Genomic DNA, 20,624 nt, shown 5'->3' with positions numbered 1-20,624 from the left:
TCCGCCTCCATCCGTCCGATCAGGGAACCGTATTGCCTTCAAACGGTTAACCTCGGGTCGATCTGTGATAAGGGGCATCGACTCTTGCGTTCGCCCCGGATAATCGTTCGTCGGGTCGCGTTGTGATGTCGCGTAAAGGGGGGGCAATTCCATGCCTGCTGTTCGTTTGATTCTGGGCGGCGACCATGCCCGTTTTCTGGATACCGTCGAATTGAACCGCCTGCCTGAGATCGGCGGCCGTCTGGCGCTCAAGCGCGAAGGACGCACCCTCGACTTGGAAGTCGTCGCGGTCGAGACGATGCAGTCCGGTGGCGGACTGTTCGGCGCGAGCGAGCCTTTCGCCATCTGTCGCGACGTTCTGGAACCCCAGCACTAGGGTTCAGAAATCGCTGCCGTCCTTGCGGTGGAATCCCCGCCCCGGCGTCAGGTGCATGTCGATATCGGGATAGTGGCAATCGCTGCTCGACGGACGTCCGACTGCGATGAACACGCAATCCTCGGTCGATCGGTTTTGCAGGACATGGGCATTGCCGTCGCCCTTGGCGAAGGCGGCGCAATCGCCCGCCCGCATCGGCGTTTCGCCCGAATCGTCGACTAGCACCGCCTCTCCCGACAGCATCACCAGGAATTCGTCCTCGTCCGCATGCCAGTGCCGCTGCGACGACCAGGCGCCGGGCTTCAGTGTCACATGGCTGACCCCGAAGTCGCTGAGCCCCGACGGCGGCGCCAGGCGGCGATACCAGCGCCCTGATACGGCTTGTGCATATTCCGGCGGATAGCCGGTGGCGTTGGTCTGCGGGATTGTGTCGAGCGACAGCTTGGGCAATGCATCCTCCGATGACCGATCCAGCCTTTATGCCCGACCTGCTCGAACTCACCAAGGCGTTGATCGACGCCGAAAGCGTGACGCCCGCGCGCGGTGCGGTGTTCGACGTGATGGAAGCGGCCTTGGTCGCGCAAGGCTTCGAGGTCGATCGCTTCGTCGCCGGAGAAGCGCCGGACGGGCCGGTCGAAAATCTGCTCGCGCTACGCGGGGTCGGCGGACCGCATTTCGCCTTTGCCGGGCATCTCGACGTCGTGCCGCCCGGCAGCGGCTGGGCAAGCGATCCCTTTGCCGCAGAAGTGCGCGGCGACCTGCTCTACGGGCGCGGCGCGGTGGACATGAAGGGGGCGATCGCCGCCTTCACCCACGCCGCGGCCCGCCACCGCGACCATGGGGGCACGGTCAGCCTCATCATCACCGGCGACGAGGAAGGCCCCGCGATCTACGGCACCCGTGCGCTCATCGACCGGATGGCGGCGCGCGGCCTTTCCCCCGACCTGTGCCTGGTGGGGGAGCCAACCTCCACCAACCGGCTGGGCGACACGATCAAGATCGGGCGGCGCGGATCGGTCAACATCTGGATCACGGTCGAGGGGCGTCAGGGCCACGTCGCCTATCCGCACCTTGCCGACAATCCGATCCCCCGGCTGGTCGCGGCACTCGCCGAAATCGACGGCCTCGTGCTGGACGAGGGCACCGACTGGTTTCAGCCGTCGAACATCGAGGTGACCGACCTGAATGTCGGCAACCCCGCGACCAATGTTATCCCCGCACGCGCGGCCGCCCGGCTGTCGGTCCGCTTCAACGACCTGCACCGCGGCGACGATCTGGGCGCGCGGATCACCGAGATCGTCCGGCGCCATGCCCCTGGGGCGGCGGTCGAGGTCAAGGTCAGCGGAGAGGCGTTCCTGACCGAACCCGGCGCGCTGTCGGCATGGGTGTCGGACGCGGTCGAGGCGCGCACCGGCATCCGCCCCGAACTGTCGACCAGCGGCGGCACGTCCGACGCGCGGTTCCTGTCGAAGCTCTGCCCGGTGGTGGAATTCGGCTTGCTCAATGCGACGATGCACAAGCTGGACGAGGCGGTCGCGGTCGCCGATCTCCACGCATTGTCCGACATTTACGGGGATATTCTGACGCGGGTTTTTCGAAATCCATAACCTCGGTCGTTTCGAGCGTAGCCTAGAAAAGTGTCGCAGGCGCCAAGTAGCGTTTCTCGACTTCGCTCGAAACGAACGGGAGCGCGATGGACGACGGTGGCGTCTTTACGCCCGGATCGCGCGATCGCGTTCCTCGCGGATCCAGTCGAGGAACGCGACCTCCGCCATCGGCTGGGCGATAGCATAGCCCTGAAGCACGTCGCAGCCGATCACGCGCAGCACGTCGGCCTGTTCGGTCGATTCAATCCCCTCCGCCACCGCTTCGCAATTGAGGCCGTGGATCAGGCCGATCACCGCTTGCGCGATGGTGCGCGCTTCGTGGCGGACGACGACATTCTCGACCAGGCTGCGGTCGAGCTTCACCCGGTCCACCGGCAGGTCGCGCAGCCGCGCGAGATTCGAATAGCCGGTGCCGAAATCGTCGATCGCGACCGATGCCCCTTCGGCGCGCAATTCGGTGATCGCGTCGATCACATCGTCCGAACAATGCATCGCCAGCGATTCGGTAATCTCCAGTTCCAGCAGGCGCGCAGGCGCGTTCGCCCGGCGCAGCGCATCGTGAAGTCGCCGGAAAAAGGTCGCATGGTCGATCTGACGCGGACTGATATTGACCGCCAGGCGCTGTTCGACGCCCAGAGCGGCCCAGCGCGAAATGGTCGCCGCGACCGATCCCACCACCCATTCGCCGATCTCGACGATCAGGCCAGTTTCCTCGGCGCGCTGAATGAAATTGGCGGGGAAGCGCACGCCGTCGCTGTGATGCCAGCGCAGCAACGCCTCCGCCCCGACGATCCGACCGCTGCGCGATGCGACCTGGGGCTGGAAAGCGAGCTCGAACTCGCCGTGCTCGATCGCGCTGCGCAGTTCGCCCTCCAGCCGGACCCGCGCGACCAGGCGCGACGCCAGATGATCGGAAAAATGCTCGGCACGCCCGCGCCCATTGGCCTTTGCATGATACATGGCGGCGTCGGCGGCGCGCATCAATTCGGTCAGGCTGGGGCCATGATGCTGCCGGAACGCTACGCCGATCGAGGCGCCGATCGACACCTGCTGATCGGCAAGGTCGAACGGACGGTTGAGCGCCGCCAAAATGCCGTCGGCGACCCGGTCGGCCTGCGACGGATCGGCAAGGTGCGGGATCAGGATCGTGAATTCATCGCCCGAAAGGCGACCGATCAGGGGTCGATGTTCACCCAAGGGATCGACCGCGCGTTCGGCGACCGCGCGCAGCCGTTCGGCGACCATCGCCAGCAGCGCGTCGCCGACGGCATGGCCCAGATTGTCGTTCACCGCCTTGAACTGGTCGAGATCGATGAAAAACAACGCCGCATCGGCGGACGGCGGCAACATTTCGATCACGGTTTCAGCCGAGCAACGGAAATTGGTGCGGTTGGCAAGCCCGGTGACCGGATCGAACAGCGCAAGGCGCTGGACGCTTGCCAGATTGTTGTGAAGCTGGCCGAACAGATCCTCCATCGCGGTCGCCAGCGGGGGCACGCAGCGCGCGACATCGTCGGGGATCGGGCTTTCGAGGTCGCCCTTGGCGGCCTGGGCCATGCGGTCGATCGCGGCATCGACGGCGCCTGCGGTCGAGGCGATGCTGCGCTCGGCAGAGGCCCAGCAGAACACGCCGCAGATGATCGCGGCGACCACGGCATAGGCGGCGCTGTCGGCATCGACTCGCCCGTTGGAGGTCGCGAACAGCGCCAGGATGAACGACACCGCACCTGCGCACAGGGCAAAGACGATCGCGCGCGATTTGAGCGAGAAATCGTCCATCGTCGCTGTTGTCGCCCCTTCCCCGGCCCTGTCGGGCAGTCCACGTCCAGCCCTGAACGCTAGGGGAGAAGGGTTAAGAATCCTTGATCCTTGCGAACAAATCTCAACGCGAACGCCGCAGAATGACGTAAAGCGCGCCCGCTCCGCCGTGTCGGGGGTGGGCCGCGCGGACGGCGGCGATGCGGCTGGCATGGCGCGATCCCGCCAGCCAGTCGGCGATGCTCGCGCGGATCGCGCCGCGAGCGTGCGGCCGTTCGGATTCGGGTCGGGGCGGCTTGCCGGTGACGAGCAGGATCACGCGGTCGCCGCAGGATAGGGCGTCGCCGATTTCGGCTTCGAGCACGGCATGCGCCATCGCCAGCGAATATCCGTGCAGGTCGATCGTCCGGTCGGGGACGATGCTGCCCCGCGACAGCCTTTTGTCCCAGCCGCCGTCGAGCGTGTTGGCGGAACGCCGCGCGCGCGCCGAAACGGGGGTCGGCGCGGCAGCGGGCGTCGCCAGCGGCACGGGCACCCTGCCTTTGACCCGCTTTACCGGATTCAGATCGACGGCGAGCAGATCGGCCATGCTGGCGTCCGCGACGATGCGGCTTTCGATCGGGCGGACGCTGGCGCGGACGCGCTGCCACAGCGCGGCCTCGTCGGGTGTCAGTCGCCGCCCGGCCACCTCACCGGACGCCGAGCCGTGCGAGCGTGCCACGCGGCACGAACACCCAGGAAGTACCGCGCGCCGACATGCCCCCCGCGATCGCGCGCGCCTCGTCGCCCGCGCCCCAGAAGGTGTCGAAGCGGTTGGTGCCCTTGATCGCGCCGCCGGTATCCTGCGCCACCCACAAACCCGTCGCGTCCTGCCGGTCCATCGACAGGAACACCGGCGCGCCCAGCGGCACGAAGCGCGGATCGGTGGCGACGGTGGCATAGCCGGTCACCGGCAGCCCCATCGCGCCCAGCGGACCCGCACCGGTCAGTTCCTGGAAAAACACCCAGCTCTTGTTCTCGCGCATGATCGCGCGGCCTTCCGCCGGGTTGGCACGCAGATACGCCATGATTCCCTGCATCGACGTCTGGCCGGGGCCGAGCAGCCCGCGTTCCTTCATCAGTGCGCCGATGCCGGTATAATCGCGCCCGTTCTGGCTGGCATAACCGATCCGCATCACCGAGCCGTCGGGCAGCCGCAACCGCCCCGAACCCTGGATTTGCAGGAAGAACAACTCGACCGGATCGGCAGCCCAGGCGAGTTCCAGGCCGCGCCCGGCCAGCGCGCCTTCTTCGATCTGGGTGCGGTCGTAATAGGGGACGAACTTGTCGCCATCGACGCGACCGCGAATCCGCTTGCCCTTCAGGTCGTTCGCAAACAGCCCCAGATCGACCTCGACCAGATCGGCGGGCCTGGCATAGACCGGGACTTCATAGCCGCGCCTGCGATCGCGCGATCCGCGGATTTCGGGCTCGTAATAGCCGGTCGCAAAGGCACGCCCATCGGCGACCTGCACGGTTTCGAACTGGGTTTCGAAGAAACGCCGCGCGTCGCCGCCCCGCGCCGAGGACGCCGCCGAACAGGCCGCCGCCCAATCGCTGCCGCGCGTAAGCCCGGTGGCGTCGGTGCGACGCTGGAGCGACGGGCAGCTGATCCGGAACGCATCGAGCGCGCGCGCCGCCATGTCGTTGTTGAAGGGAAGCGAGGCGATGGGCGGCCCGGCGCGCAGGCCTGCCTGAACCGCGCTGACCGCCGCCGCATCCGCAGCGGGTGCCGCCACCGCCGCCATCGGCGTCGCCGCGGTCGGCTGGCGTACCGGCACCGGACGATCCGCCGGGACGGCAGCGCCTTCGTCGCGCGGTCGTTCGGCCGGCGCGCCGGAGCCCGCCATGGGCGGAACGATGCCGCCCGAACATGCCGCCAGCGCCGTCGCCAGCGCCACCACCCCCCAGCGTCGCATCGGGCTCAGGCCTCGTCGGTTTCGGAAAGTTTCCAGTTGGGATCGTCGCTTTTCAGCGTGCGGGCGAACGTCCAGACGTCGTGCGTATCGACCGCGTCGGTCAGCGATCCGGCAATGACGTTGCCGTCGGCATCGCGCGTCACCGCCGCGATATCGGCATCGAAGCGCACGGTAATACGCGCCACGCCGCCTGACACTTCGGCATCCGAAATGACGGCGCGTTCGATGGTGACCAGCCGGTTGTCGAGGACATGGCCCGCTTCGTCGCGTTCGGTGATCGCGTCGCCGAACGCATCGCGCACTTCGCCCTCGACCAGCCATTCCAGCGTTTCGCGGTCGCCTTTCCAGAATGCCTCCAGGATCATCTTGTACGCCGATTTGGCGCCGTCCAGGAACTGCGCCGAATCGAATGCGCCGTCGGCGGCGACGATCTGGCGCAGGCCAGCCTCGGCGCCCGATTCGATCGACGGGTTGCGCGCGTCCTTGACCTCGGCGGGCATGTCGAGCGTGCGCGGCAGCGGCGTGACGGTGCGATCCTCGGCCGGTTTGGGCAAAGGTTGCTCATGCCCGGTGCGCTTGCCGAGCACCGAATAGAGTCGCAGCGCCAGAAATGCCGCGATCATGGCGAGAAGAACAACGTAGAACACCGAGCCTCCGGGGATTTGCTAGTCTGCTACATAGGCTCAATGCGCGGCCGATTCAAATGTTGCGCCCGTTGAATCGCCTGCCCGCCCCTGCTAGGCGCGGCGCTCAACGGCTCGACCCGGCTTTGCGGGCGCGCGCCACGACTTTTCACGGGGTAACGAACACATGGCTGAACAGGATGGCGCGATGGACGCCGCGACCGCGACCGGCAATGGCGAAGACACCGCGCCGATGGCCAATGTCATCACGCAATATGTGAAGGATTATTCGTTCGAAAATCCCAATTCGCCCGGCGTTTACCAGACGCAGAGCGCGCCAGCGGTCGATGTCCAGTTCAACATCGCGGCAAACCAGGTCGGCGACGACGTGCACGAAGTCGTGCTGCGGATCGAGGTAAAGGCCGAAATGGACGGCAAGACCGCGTTCCTGGTCGATCTGTCCTATGCCGGGCTGTTCGGGCTGCGCAACATTCCGGCCGAACATCTCCAGCCCTTCCTGCTTGGCGAAGCACCGCGTCTGCTCTTCCCGTTCGCGCGCCGCATTCTGGCCGATGCCGTTCGCGACGGCGGTTTCCCGCCGCTGATGCTGGAGCCGATCGATTTCTCGGGCCTCTATTACCAGCAGCAGATGCAGGCCGCGCAAGCCGGCGGCAACGTCTCGGGCGAGATCGACGGCACCGTCGGCAACGCCTGAGCCGCGATACGAAATGCTCGACAGCCCTTTCGCGCTCAGGCCGAGCCTGTCGATGCTTCGACGTTGCCATCTGCATCCACGTCGCCTCCGCAAAGGCGGGGGCCCATCTCCCGCCCGCTGCATCGAGCACGGAGGGCACGAGATGGATTCCCGCCTTCTCGGGAATGACGTGACAATGGTGCGGGCATGAAACTCGCCCGCGCGCTGGGATCGGTCGGCGGACTGACGCTCGCCAGCCGTATCCTCGCGCTGGGCCGCGATTCGCTTCAGGCGACCTTCGTCGGCGCGAGTTTCGCCTCGGACGCCTTCCTCGTCGCGTTCCGCCTGCCCAACATGTTCCGCGCGCTGTTCGCGGAAGGAGCGTTCAACGCGGCGTTCATCCCGATGTTCAACCGCAAGGTCGGCGAAGCGGGTGGCGAGGTGAATGCCGGGCTGGTGTTCGCCGAACGCGCACTGGCGGTGCTGCTGCCGGTGCTGATCGTCTTCACCGGCATCATGCTGGTCGCCGCATGGCCGGTGACGTGGCTCCTGTCGGGCGGGTTCAACGACCCGACTCCCAGCCAGTTCGCCTATGCGGTCACGCTGTCGCGGATCACCATTCCCTATCTGCTGCTGATCAGCCTCGTGTCGCTGTTGGGCGGCATCCTCAATTCGCTCGGACGCTATTGGGTGAACGCCGCCGCGCCCATCCTGCTCAACCTGTCGATGATCGCGGCCTTGTGGTTCTTTCGCGGCGGCAATGCCTATGACACGGCGATGGCGCAGGCGGTGGCGGTGACCGTCGGCGGTGTGCTCCAGTTGCTGTGGCTGATGATCGGGTGCCGAGCGGCCGGCGTGAAGCTGCGCCTCAAACTGCCGAAGATCGACGCCGATGTGAAGCGGCTGATGAAACTGATCGTGCCCGCCGCGGCAGGCGCAGGCGCGACGCAGATCAACCTGCTCGTTTCCACCGCGATGGCCGGGAGCCTGCTGCCCGCGGGCTCGATCTCATACATCTATTACGCCGACCGGTTGAACCAGTTGCCGCTGGGGCTGATCGGCATCGGCCTTGCCACCATCCTGCTTCCCACCATCTCGCGTCAATTGGGCGGGGGGGACGAAAAGGGCGCGATGGACACGCAGAATCGCGGCATCGAACTCGCGCTGTTCCTGACGCTGCCCGCGACCATCGCCTTCCTGGTCTGCGCCGAGCCGATCATTCGCGGCATTTTCCAGCACGGCGCCTTCACCCCGGCCGACACCCAGGCGACCGGCATGGCGCTCAGCATGTTCGCGATCGGGCTGCCCGCCTATATCCTCATCAAGGTGCTGACCCCCGGCTTTTACGCGCGGGAGGACACCCGGACGCCGGTGCGCTTCGCGATGATTTCGGTCGCCGTCAATCTGATACTCAACATCGCGCTGATCCCGACCATCGGCCATATCGGCCCGCCGCTGGCGACGGCGATCGCCGCGATCGTCAACGTCGCCCTGCTTTATTGGACGCTCAGAAAGCGCGGCCATTTCGAGGCGGATGCGCGGTTGAAGCGCCGCCTCCCCCGGCTCGCCATCGCCGCGCTGCTGATGGGCGCGGCATTGTTCTTCGCCGACCGGCTCCTAATCGACTATACCACCGGCACCTTGTGGATGCGCGCACTAGGCCTGTCGCTGCTGGTCGGCAGCGGCGGCGCGCTCTATGGCATCGCCTGTCTCGCGACGCGGGCATTCACGCCTGCCGATCTCAAGGCGCTGATGCGCCGCAAACCCGCCACCCCCACGGAGAGCAATTGATGCGTGTCGTCTCGGGCATTCAGCCCACCGGAAACCTGCACCTCGGCAATTATCTGGGCGCGATCAAGCAATGGGTGGCGATGCAGGACGCACTCGGCGCAGGCGATGACGCGCTGTTCTTCCTCGCCGATCTCCACGCGCTGACCCAGCCGGTGGTGCCCGCCGAACTCGCGCGCAACACGGTCGAGATGGCCGCCGCGCTGATCGCATCGGGCATCGACCCCGACCGCTCGATCCTGTTCAACCAGGCGCGCGTGCCTGCGCACAGCGAGCTGGCGTGGATCCTCAACGGCACCGCGCGCATCGGCTGGCTGAACAAGATGACCCAGTTCAAGGACAAGGCGGGCAAGAATCGCGAGGGCGCGAGCGTTGGCTTGTATGCCTATCCGGTGCTGATGGCCGCCGATGTGCTCGCCTACCGGACGACGCATGTGCCCGTCGGCGAGGACCAGAAACAGCATCTGGAACTGGCACGCGACGTCGCGATCAAGTTCAACAATGATTTCGATTGCGATGTCTTCCTGCCCCCCGAGCCCTTGGTCAGCAAGGCCGCGCCGCGGATCATGAGCCTTCGTGATGGCACCAAGAAGATGTCGAAGTCCGAGGAATCGGACATGTCGCGGATCAACCTGTCCGACAGCGACGACGCCATCGCGCAGAAATTCCGCAAAGCCAAGACCGATCCCGGCACGCTGCCCGACACTATCGGCGACCTCGCCGAACGACCCGAAGCGCGCAATCTGGTGACAATCTACGCCGCGCTGTCGGACGTCAGCATGGATACGGTGCTGGGCGAATTTTCGGGACAGGGATTCGGGGCGTTCAAGCCTGCGCTCGCGGACCTGGCGGTGGCGAAGCTCGGCCCGATCCGCGACCGGATGAACACGTTGCTGGAAGACGGCGGCGAACTCTCGAAGCTGCTGGCGGCGGGCGCGTCGAAGGCCAGCGCGCTGGCGGCACCGACCTTGCGCGCCGCACAGGACGCAGTGGGGTTGCAGGTTTAGACACCAAATTCCTCCCCCACCGGGGGAGGTGGACCATTCGCAGGATGGTGGAAGGGGGTTTGCCGCGAGCAATGCCCTGCTTGGCGCCCCCTCCGTCAGTCGCGTGCGCGACTGCCACCTCCCCCGATGGGGGAGGATCTCAGACTTCCAACTGCCGCGTCAGCGTCCGCACCGCCGCGTCGATATCGCCGTCCTTGGTCCGCAGATCCTCGATCCGGCGAACCGCGTGGATCACCGTCGAATGGTCTCGATTGCCGAACTTGCGGCCGATCTCCGGCAGCGAGCGCGTCGTCAGCCGCTTGGCCAGATACATGGCGATCTGGCGCGGGCGCGCGATGGCAACCGCGCGGCGTTCGGAGATCAGGTCGATCTGCTTGACGTCGAAATGCGCCGATACCGCACGCTGGATTTCGTCGATCGTCACGCGGCGCTGGCTGCCGCGCAGCAACTCGCCCAGCGTCTGCTCGGCGAATTCGACCGTCACCGTCTCGCCGATCAGCTGGGCATAGGCGACGAGCCGGTTGAGCGCGCCTTCCAACTCGCGAACGCTCGACGTGATCCGGCTCGCCAGCATGTCGAGCACGTCGGCGGGCACCTTCGCCTCCATCTCGGCGAGTTTGGCGTTCAGGATCGCGCGGCGCAGTTCGGGTTCGGGCGCACGGATGTCGGCGACGAGGCCCGCGCTCAGCCGACCCACCAGCCGCGGCTCGACCCCGTCCAGCGCCTGGGGGCAGCGATCGGCGGCGATGACCAGCCGCTTGCCCGCATTCATGAACTCGTTAACGGTGTGGAAGAATTCTTCCTGCGTCGAATCCTTGCCTGCGATGAATTGCAGATCGTCGATCATCAGCAGGTCGACGCCGCGCAGCCGCGCCTTGAACGCAAAGGTGTCGCGCGCGCGCATGGCAGCCACGAATTCGAACATGAAGCGTTCGGCGGGCATGTAGATCGCCGAGGCGTTCGGATCGGCCTCAAGAAACGCTCGCCCGATCGCGTGCATCAAATGGGTCTTGCCCTGCCCCGTCGCCGAATGGATGAACAGCGGTGAAAAGCGCGGGGTGCCCGGCTCGGCCAATGCCTTGGCCGCATTGCACGCCACCTGATTCGACGCGGCGGTGACGAAGCGGTCGAAGCTGAAGCGTTCGTCGAAAACCGGGCGCTCGCCCCTGGGCTTGGACGGCAGCGGCACGACCGAGGCGAGACGAGGCGCGGTGGGCGCGACAGTGGCGGCATCGGGCACCGCATCGGCGGACAACTTGCGCGGCGCGCTAGCCTTTTGCGTTTCGACCGTGACCGAACGAACCTCGGGCAGAAACGCGCGGAATTCGAGCAGCAGCCGATCGGAATAGTGATTCTTGACCCAGTTGGTCATGAACGCCGACGGCAGCGCGAGGCGGATGCGCTCCGGGCCTTCTTCCGCATCCTCGATCAGCGTCATCGGCTTCAGCCACTGGTCGAACAGGCGTTGGCCGGCGGAGGCGCGCAGATTGGCGCGCACGCGTCCCCAGGCATTGCCGATCCGATCCGATTTCACCTGGCCCGCCGATACCGTCACTCGTTCACGCCCCCATTCCCAAACCCGTGACTGCCGAGCGAGCCCCCGCCCCCGGCCTTACGCCAGACACAATCATCCCCGCAGCCGGAAGCGGTATCCGCCTGTCGATGCGATGATCTCGAAGTCCCGGACTCGAAATCGCGTCCGGAGGGACTGTGTAGGAAGGTCTGGGAGATTCGATCAAGGGCGGGGGGTGCAAAGAATCTGAAATAATCGGGATTGACACCCATCCACCCGCAGAAACGCGTCAAATAATTGCGTTTATCTTTGCCTTTCAAGTACTTACACGGGCTCAAAGCCAGCCAACCGTACCGACTCGTCGGGAATCCTTACACCTGTTTAGCGCCGTGATTCGGCATCGGATTTGCGAACACGCAAAAACGCCCGCCGGGACGTGCCGGGCGGGCGTTCGAGCTTCGACCTTGGTCGAATGCGTGGCGTCAGGCGAGTGCGGTGACCGCCTTGTTAAGGCGCGAGAACTTCCGCGACGCGGTGTTCTTGTGCAGCACGCCCTTGGCAACGCCGCGCGCCAGTTCGGGCTGAACCGCGATCAGCGCCTGTGCCGCTGCGTCCTTGTCGCCCGATGCGAGTGCCGCTTCGACCTTCTTCACCTGGGTGCGGATGCGGCTGACGCGCGCACCGTTGATTTCCGCGCGGCGATCGTTGCGACGGATGCGCTTCTTGGCTTGCGGCGTGTTCGCCATGTGTCTTCGAATCCCGTTCGTTGCTGATGGGGGCGTAGCGGCCATGCCGACGCCCGGAAAGGGGGTGCGCTTAGCGAAGGATGCGATTCGGGTCAACTCACTTGCCCACCCTCCCGCGCTCAGGCTGAGCTTGTCGAAGCCTGTTCTGGGTGGGCGTCTGACTTAAGGGCTTCGACAGGCTCAGCCGAGCGCGAATGAGGACCGCTATCGCTGGCAACGCCGGCACCAGAAGGTCGATCGCCCGCCATCGACTCGCCGCTCGACCACCCCGCCGCACGGGCACGCCTCGCCCTCGCGCCCATAGACCCGCCATTGCTTCGAGAAATAACCGAGTTCGCCGTCGGGCCGCGCATAGTCGCGCAAACTCGATCCGCCCGCTTCGATCGCGGACGCGAGCACCGCGCGAATCGCATCGACCAGCGGTCCCAGCCGCCTCAAAGCCACACGCCCGGCGGCACGTTGCGGCGCGATCCCCGCCATGTTGAGCGCCTCGCACACATAGATGTTGCCCAGCCCCGCCACGACCCGCTGGTCGAGCAGCATCGCCTTGATCGACGCGACCCGGCCCTTGAACGCGCGCGCCAGATGATCGGCGGTGAACTCCGGTCCCAGCGGCTCCGGCCCCAGCGCGGCGAAGGGCGGCCACATGGCAATCGCCTCGGTCGGCCACAGATCGACCGAGCCGAAGCGCCGCGGATCGTTGAGCGCCAAGCTGCGCCCCGCGCCCGTCTCCAGCAACAGGTGATCGTGCGCCAGCGGCTCGGACGGATCGACTCGCCAGCGGCCCGACATGCCCAGGTGAAAGATCATCGTGTCGCCGCGGTCGGTATCGATCAGCCCGTATTTGGCCCGTCGCCCCAGCCCGGTGACGGTCGCGCCCGTCAACCGCTGGCCCAGATCGATCGGCATGGCGCGGCGCAAATCGGCGCGGTTCAGGATCACGCGATCGATCCGCTGATCTTCGAGGACCGGGCGCAGGCCACGGACCGTGGTTTCGACTTCGGGAAGTTCGGGCATATCGCTGTCCAAGATCGGACGCGCGCCAGCGATACGCAATCCTTTGCGTAGGACGGGCGCGCCCGCTAGAGCGCTCCGATATGACCGACACCGTTTCCTTTGGCTATAAAGACATCCCCACCGGCGAAAAGACGGCGCGCGTCGGCGCCGTCTTTTCCAACGTCGCCACCAGCTACGACCGGATGAACGACGCCATGTCGGCAGGAATGCACCGGCTGTGGAAGGACCGGTTCGTCCGGCACGTAAAGCCGAAGAAGGGCGAGGCGATCCTCGACATGGCCGGCGGCACCGGCGACATCGCGTTTCGGATGGTGGACAGCGGCGCGCAGATCACCGTCGCCGACATCAATCCCGACATGCTCGCCTGCGGCATGGAACGCGCGGCGGAACGCGGCATCGACGGGCTGGTCTGGACCGAAGCGAATGCCGAACGGCTGCAATTCCCCGACCGCTTCTTCGACGCCTATACGATCGCCTTCGGCATCCGCAACGTCACCGACATTCCGGCGGCGCTGCGCGAGGCGCACCGGGTATTGCGGCGCGGCGGGCGCTTCTATTGCCTGGAATTCTCGACCACCGTGTGGCCGGGCTTTTCCGACGTGTACGACGCCTATTCGCATCATGTCGTGCCCAAGCTGGGCAAGCTGATCGCGAATGACGAGGACAGTTATCGCTATTTGATCGAATCGATCCGCCGCTTTCCCGACATGCCGACCTTCGAGGCGATGATCGCCGATGCCGGGTTCGTGCAGACGCGAGTCGAGCCGATGCTCGGCGGACTGGTCGCGATCCACAGCGGCTGGAAGATTTGACCGTTCCCGCTCGATGACCACCTCCGTCACTCATCTCTGGCGGCTCGCAAAGTGGGGCCGGACTCTCGCACGTCATGGCGCGCTGCGTGGGATTGAACGCGATCCGAACACGCCCGCGCCAGTGCGACGTTTCGCGCGGGTTCTGCGCTTAGGCGCACGGGTGCCGAAACAACCCGCTTATGCCGACGCCTTCCAGGCGATCGGCCCCGCCGCGATCAAGCTCGGCCAGACGCTCGCCACCCGTCCCGACATCGTCGGCGAGATCGCAGCGCACGACCTGTTGCGGCTCCAGGACGCACTGCCGCCCCTGCCCTTCTCGGTCATTCGCGAGGCGATGGAGCGCAGCTTCCAACGCCCGCTGAGCGACCTGTTCGCCTCGATCGACGAAGTGCCGATCGGCGCGGCCTCGATCGCACAGGTCCATGCCGCGATTACCACCGACGGGCGCAAAGTCGCGGTCAAGGTGCTGCGCCCCGGCGTCGAGGCCGAATTCACCCGCGCCATCGAAACCTATGAATGGGCGGCCGCGCAGGTTGAGGGGATGGGCGGCGAAGCGCAGCGATTGCGCCCGCGCCTCGTCATCGAGACGTTCAAGCGCTGGACCGCGCGCGAACTCGACCTGCGGCGCGAGGGTGCATCGGCGTCAGAGCTTGCCGAGGGGATGAAGGCCGAGCCCGATTTCCTCGTCCCCCAGATCGACTGGGCACGCACCACCGGCAAGATCCTGACGCTCGAATGGATCGACGGGATCAAATTGAGCGACCGTCAGGCGCTGATCGCCGCGGGCCACGACCTGCCCGCGCTCGCCCAGAAACTGGTGCGCGCGTTCCTGCGTCAGGCGATCGCCGAAGGCTTCTTCCACGCCGACATGCATCAGGGAAACCTGTTCGCGCTGGCCGACGGGCGCATCGTCGCGATCGATTTCGGCATCATGGGCCGCATCGACCGGCGCGCGCGAGTGTGGCTGGCCGAAATTCTCTACGGCCTGATCACCGGCAACTATAAACGCGTCGCCGAGATTCATTTCGAGGCGGGCTATGTCCCCCCGCACCACAATGTCGCGGAGTTCGCGACGGCGTTGCGCGCGGTGGGTGAGCCGATGCGCGGGCTGGCGGTCAAGGACATGTCGATCGGCATGATGCTGGACAGCCTGTTCAACATCACCCGCGATTTCGACATGCAAACCCAGCCGCACCTGCTGCTCCTTCAAAAGACGATGGTGATGGTCGAAGGGGTCGCAACCGCGCTCGATCCCGATGTGAACCTGTGGGAAACCGCCTCGCCCTTCGTCAGCGAATGGATCCGCACCGAACTCGGCCCCGAAGCCTTTGTCGCCGACCGGCTGATCGAGGATTTCCGCACCCTCGCCCGCTTGCCCCAACTGATTCGCAACATCGAATTGCGCTATCCGACGCCGGGCGGCGCGCCCCCCGCCCCGCCGCTTCGCGAGATCGAGGTGATCCGCGTCGGCGGCGGCCGGCGCTATATCGCGGTGGCCTTGCTTGCCGCAGGCGCGGGCGTCGCGGCGACGTTGCTGCTGATCTGACATGACGCGCCTGCGGCCGCCCGTCTGGACCGCCCTGCCCAGCCGCTTTTCGGGCGCGCCCAAACCGCGCGCGATCGCCGCGATCTCGGTCGGATCCCTGCTGATCCTCGGCGGGCTTGTCGCCTTGTGGCGCGGCGCCTTGCTCGCCCCCGACGCGCTGTTCGGCGAAGCGGCGCTGCGACGCGGCCTGATCGAAGGGGTGCGCGCAGGCGGCGATTATTATTCGGTCGCCGAAAGCGTATTCCGCGTCGATCCCGCCGCGATTCAGGGCTGGGGCGACGTGCCGCTGCCCGCGCTCGCCATCCTGACCGGCGCGCTGTCGCCGTTCATGGCGTTCGCACTTCAAGCGCTGCTGGTGCTGGCGGTGTTCGTCGCCTGGTTCCTGCGGCTGCGTCATGTCTTTGCGCGGATCGCCGGGATTATGGCGGTCGGCTTCCTGCTCGCAGGCGGGCTGGTGGTCGCAGTCGATCCGCTACTGGGCAGCCTGAACACCCTGTGGGCCGGGCTGTTCGTCGCATTGTCGCTCGGACTGTGGCGGCCGGGCCGCTGGATTGAGGCCACGGCCGTCGCCCTCATCGCCTGCGCGTTCGACGAGTCCGCCTTGCTCTACGTCGTGCTGATGGCCGGGTTCGCGCTGGTCGAGCGGCAACGGCGCGAGGCAATGGGCTGGGCATCGGTCGCCGCGCTCCTCATCACCCTGTTCGTCGCGCATGGTGCAGCGGTCAGCGATCTGGTCGCGACCGCCAGCCCGATCGGGGTCGAGGCGCATGGCGGCGGCTACGCCCGGTTCACCCAGAGCCTCGCGCTTTCGACCGTGCTGCAACTGCTGCCGCTGCCGCTGGCGGTGGTGCTGATCGGCCTTGCGCTGGTCGGCTGGGCGTCCTGGGCGAATCCTGCGGGCATGCGCGTGCTGGCGACGATCGCGACCTATGCGCTGACGATCGCGCTGTTCGCGCCGCCGAACGCCGCGCACTGGGCGTTGCTGGTGTCGCCGGTGCTGCTGGTCGGCCTCGCCTTCGCGCCTGATGGATGTCGCGATCTGGCGGCGGCTTTACTCGACAGGCGGCGCGTGCGGGTGCAGAGGATTTCGCGATGAAGCGCGTGCTACTCATCGTCGGCGGAGGGATCGCGGCCTACAAGGCCTGCGAGCTGATCCGCCTGCTCCGCAAGGGCGGCTATGGCGTGCGCTGCGTGCTGACCGATGGCGGCGCGCAGTTCGTCACGCCCATGACCTTGGCCGCGCTCAGCGAGAATCCCGTCCACACGAGTCTCTGGGACCTGAAGGATGAGGCCGAGATGGGCCATATCCAGCTGAGTCGTGAAGCCGATCTGGTCGTCGTCGCCCCCGCGACCGCCGATCTGATGGCGAAGATGGCGGCGGGCATCGCCGACGATCTGGCGACCACGCTGCTCCTCGCGACCGACAAGCCGGTGCTGGCCGCGCCTGCGATGAACGTGCGGATGTGGGGCCATGCCGCGACCCAGCGCAACGTCGCGCGGTTGCGCGGCGACGGCGTGACCGTGCTGGAGCCGGACGAAGGCCCGATGGCGTGCGGAGAATACGGGCCGGGCCGCCTGCCCGAGCCCGAGGCGATTTACGCGGCCATCAAAGATTCTCTGAACCCGAACACCCCGTTCGTTTCGAGCGAAGTCGAGAAACGCGATCCTGACGTAACCGAGCGTTTCTCGACTTCGCTCGAAACGAACGGAAAGCTGACGGGCAAACACATCATCGTCACCGCCGGCCCCACCCACGAACCGATCGACCCGGTACGCTACATCGCCAACCGCTCCTCGGGCCGTCAGGGCTTCGCCATCGCGGGCGCGCTCGCGAAACTCGGCGCGCGAGTAACGCTCGTAACCGGTCCGGTCGCCGTCCCCACTCCCGCGGGGGTCGATCGCATCGACATCGAAACCGCGCAGCAGATGGCCGACTCCGTCGATGCCGCGCTCCCCGCCGACGCCGCCGTCATGGTCGCCGCCGTCGCCGACTGGCGCGTCGATCCGGCGTCGCACAAAATCAAGAAATCGGGCGACGGCGCACCGGGTCTGGCGCTGATCGAGAATCCCGACATCCTCGCGAATCTCGCCGCGCGCGCCGATCGTCCCCGCCTGATCGTCGGTTTCGCCGCCGAAACCGAGCGCGTCGTCGATCACGCGACGGCCAAGCGGCTGAAAAAGGGCGCCGACTGGATCGTCGCCAACGACGTATCGGGCGACGTGATGGGCGGCGATGCCAACACCGTCCATATTGTCACCGCAAACGGGGTCGATCATTGGGACCGGATGCCAAAGGAACTGGTGGCGAGCCGCCTCGCCGAAAGGATTGCCGATGCGCTGTAACGCGCTGTTGCTCGCACCCGTGCTGCTGATCGCAGCCGGTTGCTCGAACCGCGCGGTAGAGGCCCCGCGCGCGCCGCTGCCGGTCAGTCCGCTGGTCAGCAATTTCTATGGCGACCACCGGCCGCGCGATGTCCGCACCCTGGTCGTGGTGCTCCACGCCGATCAGGATTCGGCACGGCTGGGCGCGCAGGATGCGTTCGCCCGCTCGGCTGTCGCCGCGATTCCCAATTCGGCCGCCGTCGCGATACTGCGTCCCGGCTATGCCGACGCCAGCGGGCGCCAGTCGCCCGGCGATCGCGGCACCAGCACCGGCGACACCTATACCCCCGAACATATCGGCGAGATCGCGACCGCGATCGACGCCGCCCGCGCCCGCTATCCGGGCGCGCGCACCGTGCTGGTCGGCGACAATGGCGGGGCCGCGATCGCCGCCAATCTCGCCGGACTGCGCCCCGATCTGCTCGACGCGATGGTGCTGGTATCGTGCCCCTGCACGCTTCCGGAATGGCGCAAGCATATGGCGAGCCAGGACCGCACCGCACCGTGGAAAGTGCCGGTTCGCAGCCTCGATCCGCTGCAAACCGCAGGCGGGGTGCGCCCCGCACTCAAGGCGGCGATTCTGGTGGGCGGCGACAACAAGCGCACCTTGCCCAGATTTTCGCGCGAATATGCCGAGGCCCTGGCGCTGCGCGGCATCGCCACCGACTATCGCGTGCTGCCGGGCAAGGCAGACGACATACTGCTCGACCCCCAGGTGCTTGAAGCGACGACCCGAATCGCCTCCAGCCTGCCGATCGAACAGCGGGCCGACCGCCGATGAGCGTCGCTCCCATCCGCATCGCGCTCAAACGCCTGCCGCACGGCCAGGGCCTGTCGCTGCCCGCCTATGCCACCGACGGGGCCGCAGGTATGGACGTGGTCGCCGCCGAGGATGTGACGCTGACCCCCGGCGTGCGCCATGCGGTCGCGACCGGTTTTTCGATGGCGATTCCCGCCGGATACGAGGTTCAGGTACGCCCGCGTTCGGGCCTCGCGCTCAAGCACGGCATCACCTGCCTCAATACGCCCGGCACCATCGATTCGGACTATCGCGGCGAGGTGAAGGTGATCCTCGCCAATCTCGGCAGCGAGCCGTTCGAGGTGAAGCGCGGCGATCGCATCGCCCAGCTCGTCCCCGCGCCGGTCCAGCACGCAACCCTCGATCTGGTCGACGATCTCGACGACACGGTGCGGGGTGCGGGCGGTTTCGGATCGACCGGGCAATGAGTATGCTGATCGCCCTCGCGCTGTTCGGTGCTCAGGCCGCACCCGCCCAGATCGCCCCGGTCGCGCCGCCGCGCCTGAGCTTTCCGATCGCCTGGGACGCGATGCCGATGCTGCCCTATCGCACGCCACCGCCCATTTCCCCGGCAATGAGCCGCTGGGTCGCGGGCGAACTGGTGCGCGGGAAATGCCCGATGCCGCGCGCGGTGAACGGTCGCCACAACCTGCGCGTCGATGTCGCCGTGCTGATCTCGTCGGAAAGCACGGTGCGCGCGTCCATCCCGCGCGCGATCGACTGCCCCACGGTCGAACAATATGCCGCGGGCATGGTGTCGAGCTTCGCGCGCAACAACCTGCTCGCGCGCGCGGGCGACGGCAGCGGCTGGTTCCGTGCCAGCGTGACCTTCGACTGGCCGGCATGAGCGATCTGACCGACGCCGAGCTGGAGCGCTATGCGCGCCATATCGTGCTCAGGGAAATCGGCGGCAGCGGTCAGGTGCGGCTGAAATCGGCGCATGTCGCCGTCATCGGCGCGGGCGGAATCGGATCGCCCGCGCTCCAGTATCTGGCAGCAGCGGGCCTCGGCCGACTGACCGTGATCGACGACGACAAGATCGATCTGTCGAACCTTCAGCGCCAGACCTTGTTCGGCGACGCCGATATCGGCGCGCCCAAGGTCGATGCCGCCGCGCGCGCGCTGCACCGGCTGAACCGCCATGTCGCGGTCATGCCGGTCGAGGCCAGGGTCGATGCGGCCAACGCCCCGAAGCTGCTGGCGGGCGCGGACGTGATCCTCGACGGCTGCGACAATTTCGCGACCCGCCTGGCGGTGTCTGACGCCGCACAGGCCCTGCGCATTCCGCTCGTCTCCGCCGCGGTCGGGCAATTCGAGGGACAATTGGCGGTGTTCCGCGGGTGGGAAGCGGACAAGCCCTGCTATCGCTGCCTCGTCGGCGGCGACCCCGACCGCGCCGAAGCGAGCTGCGCCGAGGCGGGCGTGATGGGCGCGCTGACCGGCGCGATCGGCAGCCTCGCCGCGCTCGAAGTCATCCGCGCGCTCGTCCCCTTCGGCAGCGATCCCACGGGCAGATTGCTGATCGCCGACACGCTCGACTGGCGGTTCCGCACCATTGCCCTGCCCAAGGATCCGGCCTGTCCATGCGCGGGCTGACCCTCCTGATCCCCACCCCCGACCGCGTCCGCTTCCGCGCCGCACTGTCGCTCGCCTGCGCGCAAGGGGCGTTGGGGGGACGCGTGCGGGTCTTCTGTCAGGAAGAGGCGGTGTCGCTGCTGATCGACCGGCCCGATCCCGATCATGCGGACTTGGCCGGACGCGGCCTGTCCGCCGTCCCCGACCTGATCGTCGCGGCGCGTGACATCGGCGTGACGCTGATGGTGTGCCAGACAGGCCTGTCGGCGGCGGCGCTGGGCCCCGGAGACCTTTATCCGGGCGTCGAGACCGGCGGCGTGGTCGGGATCCTCGCGACGCTCGACGACGATCGGTTGCTCGTCGCATGACCGCGACGCCGACAGCGTCCGTCGCACTTTACCTTATTTGCGGATTTCCCACGCT

22 protein-coding genes are annotated in these 20,624 nt (G+C 66.9%); 14 read left to right on the top strand and 8 right to left on the bottom strand.

The features are described from left to right. Window positions 1–151: 151 nt before the first annotated feature. Window positions 152–376, top strand: a complete 225-nt coding sequence (locus tag ACX0GZ_RS09910; RefSeq protein ID WP_458815909.1) for a hypothetical protein — start codon at window positions 152–154, stop codon at window positions 374–376. Window positions 377–379: 3 nt separating this feature from the next. On the opposite strand, the gene ACX0GZ_RS09905 is transcribed toward ACX0GZ_RS09910, so the two are convergent. After that, on the bottom strand, window positions 380–826 hold the full coding sequence (locus ACX0GZ_RS09905; RefSeq protein WP_458815907.1) for a cupin domain-containing protein: 447 nt from the start codon (window positions 824–826) through the stop codon (window positions 380–382). 11 nt (window positions 827–837) lie between these two features. Here ACX0GZ_RS09905 and dapE point away from each other — a divergent pair, with 11 nt between their 5' ends. Further along, window positions 838–1,983 (top strand): succinyl-diaminopimelate desuccinylase, encoded by a 1,146-nt coding sequence (gene dapE / locus ACX0GZ_RS09900; RefSeq protein ID WP_458815905.1) that lies wholly within the window; start codon window positions 838–840, stop codon window positions 1,981–1,983. 105 nt (window positions 1,984–2,088) lie between these two features. On the opposite strand, the gene ACX0GZ_RS09895 is transcribed toward dapE, so the two are convergent. The 4 genes from ACX0GZ_RS09895 to ACX0GZ_RS09880 form a co-directional block, all read right to left on the bottom strand. Then, the gene (locus ACX0GZ_RS09895; protein ID WP_458815903.1) at window positions 2,089–3,762 is read right to left on the bottom strand and encodes a putative bifunctional diguanylate cyclase/phosphodiesterase; all 1,674 of its coding nucleotides are present in this window, start codon (window positions 3,760–3,762) and stop codon (window positions 2,089–2,091) included. Window positions 3,763–3,865: 103 nt separating this feature from the next. Beyond that, window positions 3,866–4,462, bottom strand: a complete 597-nt coding sequence (locus tag ACX0GZ_RS09890) for a Smr/MutS family protein (protein ID WP_458815901.1) — start codon at window positions 4,460–4,462, stop codon at window positions 3,866–3,868. Next, entirely contained in the window at window positions 4,431–5,708 is a 1,278-nt protein-coding gene (gene mltA, locus ACX0GZ_RS09885; protein ID WP_458816195.1) for a murein transglycosylase A, read from the bottom strand. Before mltA ends, ACX0GZ_RS09890 begins: the two co-directional genes overlap by 32 nt. Then, window positions 5,705–6,346, bottom strand: coding sequence for a Tim44/TimA family putative adaptor protein (locus ACX0GZ_RS09880; protein ID WP_458815899.1), 642 nt, complete (start codon window positions 6,344–6,346; stop codon window positions 5,705–5,707). Before ACX0GZ_RS09880 ends, mltA begins: the two co-directional genes overlap by 4 nt. 163 nt (window positions 6,347–6,509) lie before the next feature. Between ACX0GZ_RS09880 and secB the strand changes: the two genes are divergently transcribed. The 3 genes from secB (at window position 6,510) to trpS (ending at window position 9,811) form a co-directional block, all read left to right on the top strand. Next, entirely contained in the window at window positions 6,510–7,037 is a 528-nt protein-coding gene (gene secB, locus ACX0GZ_RS09875; protein ID WP_458815897.1) for a protein-export chaperone SecB, read from the top strand. Window positions 7,038–7,223: 186 nt separating this feature from the next. Beyond that, on the top strand, window positions 7,224–8,807 hold the full coding sequence (gene murJ, locus ACX0GZ_RS09870; RefSeq protein WP_458815895.1) for a murein biosynthesis integral membrane protein MurJ: 1,584 nt from the start codon (window positions 7,224–7,226) through the stop codon (window positions 8,805–8,807). Beyond that, on the top strand, window positions 8,807–9,811 hold the full coding sequence (gene trpS, locus ACX0GZ_RS09865; protein ID WP_458815893.1) for a tryptophan--tRNA ligase: 1,005 nt from the start codon (window positions 8,807–8,809) through the stop codon (window positions 9,809–9,811). The genes murJ and trpS overlap by 1 nt, the downstream gene beginning before the upstream one ends. A gap of 139 nt (window positions 9,812–9,950) precedes the next feature. Here trpS and dnaA read toward each other — a convergent pair whose 3' ends face one another. The 3 genes from dnaA to mutM all read right to left on the bottom strand — a co-directional run bounded on the left by dnaA (window position 9,951) and on the right by mutM (window position 13,087). Next, window positions 9,951–11,366, bottom strand: a complete 1,416-nt coding sequence (gene dnaA, locus ACX0GZ_RS09860; protein WP_458815891.1) for a chromosomal replication initiator protein DnaA — start codon at window positions 11,364–11,366, stop codon at window positions 9,951–9,953. 440 nt (window positions 11,367–11,806) lie between these two features. Then, window positions 11,807–12,070: a 30S ribosomal protein S20 gene (gene rpsT, locus ACX0GZ_RS09855; RefSeq protein WP_458815889.1), complete on the bottom strand. Its 264-nt coding sequence runs from the start codon at window positions 12,068–12,070 to the stop codon at window positions 11,807–11,809. Between the two features lie 204 nt (window positions 12,071–12,274). Then, window positions 12,275–13,087: a bifunctional DNA-formamidopyrimidine glycosylase/DNA-(apurinic or apyrimidinic site) lyase gene (gene mutM, locus ACX0GZ_RS09850; protein ID WP_458815887.1), complete on the bottom strand. Its 813-nt coding sequence runs from the start codon at window positions 13,085–13,087 to the stop codon at window positions 12,275–12,277. Window positions 13,088–13,167: 80 nt separating this feature from the next. Between mutM and ACX0GZ_RS09845 the strand changes: the two genes are divergently transcribed. Genes ACX0GZ_RS09845 through ACX0GZ_RS09805 form a run of 9 tightly spaced genes read left to right on the top strand, consistent with a single transcriptional unit; the run spans window position 13,168 to window position 20,569 of the window. Further along, the gene (locus ACX0GZ_RS09845; RefSeq protein ID WP_458815885.1) at window positions 13,168–13,899 is read left to right on the top strand and encodes a class I SAM-dependent methyltransferase; all 732 of its coding nucleotides are present in this window, start codon (window positions 13,168–13,170) and stop codon (window positions 13,897–13,899) included. Window positions 13,900–13,912: 13 nt separating this feature from the next. Further along, a complete protein-coding gene (gene ubiB / locus ACX0GZ_RS09840) occupies window positions 13,913–15,445 on the top strand; it encodes a 2-polyprenylphenol 6-hydroxylase (RefSeq protein WP_458815883.1) in 1,533 nt (510 codons plus the stop codon). A gap of 1 nt (window position 15,446) precedes the next feature. Then, the gene (locus tag ACX0GZ_RS09835; protein ID WP_458815881.1) at window positions 15,447–16,541 is read left to right on the top strand and encodes a hypothetical protein; all 1,095 of its coding nucleotides are present in this window, start codon (window positions 15,447–15,449) and stop codon (window positions 16,539–16,541) included. Continuing rightward, a complete protein-coding gene (locus ACX0GZ_RS09830) occupies window positions 16,538–17,788 on the top strand; it encodes a bifunctional phosphopantothenoylcysteine decarboxylase/phosphopantothenate synthase (RefSeq protein WP_458816193.1) in 1,251 nt (416 codons plus the stop codon). Before ACX0GZ_RS09835 ends, ACX0GZ_RS09830 begins: the two co-directional genes overlap by 4 nt. Continuing rightward, window positions 17,778–18,608 carry an alpha/beta hydrolase family protein gene (locus ACX0GZ_RS09825; RefSeq protein ID WP_458815879.1) on the top strand — a complete coding sequence of 277 codons (831 nt, stop codon included), beginning with the start codon at window positions 17,778–17,780 and terminating at the stop codon, window positions 18,606–18,608. Before ACX0GZ_RS09830 ends, ACX0GZ_RS09825 begins: the two co-directional genes overlap by 11 nt. Further along, a complete protein-coding gene (gene dut, locus ACX0GZ_RS09820; protein ID WP_458815877.1) occupies window positions 18,605–19,054 on the top strand; it encodes a dUTP diphosphatase in 450 nt (149 codons plus the stop codon). Before ACX0GZ_RS09825 ends, dut begins: the two co-directional genes overlap by 4 nt. A 2-nt stretch (window positions 19,055–19,056) precedes the next feature. Beyond that, entirely contained in the window at window positions 19,057–19,473 is a 417-nt protein-coding gene (locus ACX0GZ_RS09815; RefSeq protein WP_458815875.1) for a hypothetical protein, read from the top strand. Continuing rightward, window positions 19,470–20,222 (top strand): HesA/MoeB/ThiF family protein, encoded by a 753-nt coding sequence (locus tag ACX0GZ_RS09810; RefSeq protein ID WP_458815873.1) that lies wholly within the window; start codon window positions 19,470–19,472, stop codon window positions 20,220–20,222. The genes ACX0GZ_RS09815 and ACX0GZ_RS09810 overlap by 4 nt, the downstream gene beginning before the upstream one ends. Continuing rightward, on the top strand, window positions 20,210–20,569 hold the full coding sequence (locus ACX0GZ_RS09805; protein ID WP_458815871.1) for a peroxiredoxin: 360 nt from the start codon (window positions 20,210–20,212) through the stop codon (window positions 20,567–20,569). Before ACX0GZ_RS09810 ends, ACX0GZ_RS09805 begins: the two co-directional genes overlap by 13 nt. The last annotated feature ends 55 nt before the right edge of the window (window positions 20,570–20,624 follow it).

It is taken from the genome of Sphingomonas aestuarii, from assembly GCF_054457155.1.
This window is presented reverse-complemented; position numbering and strand designations above follow the sequence as displayed.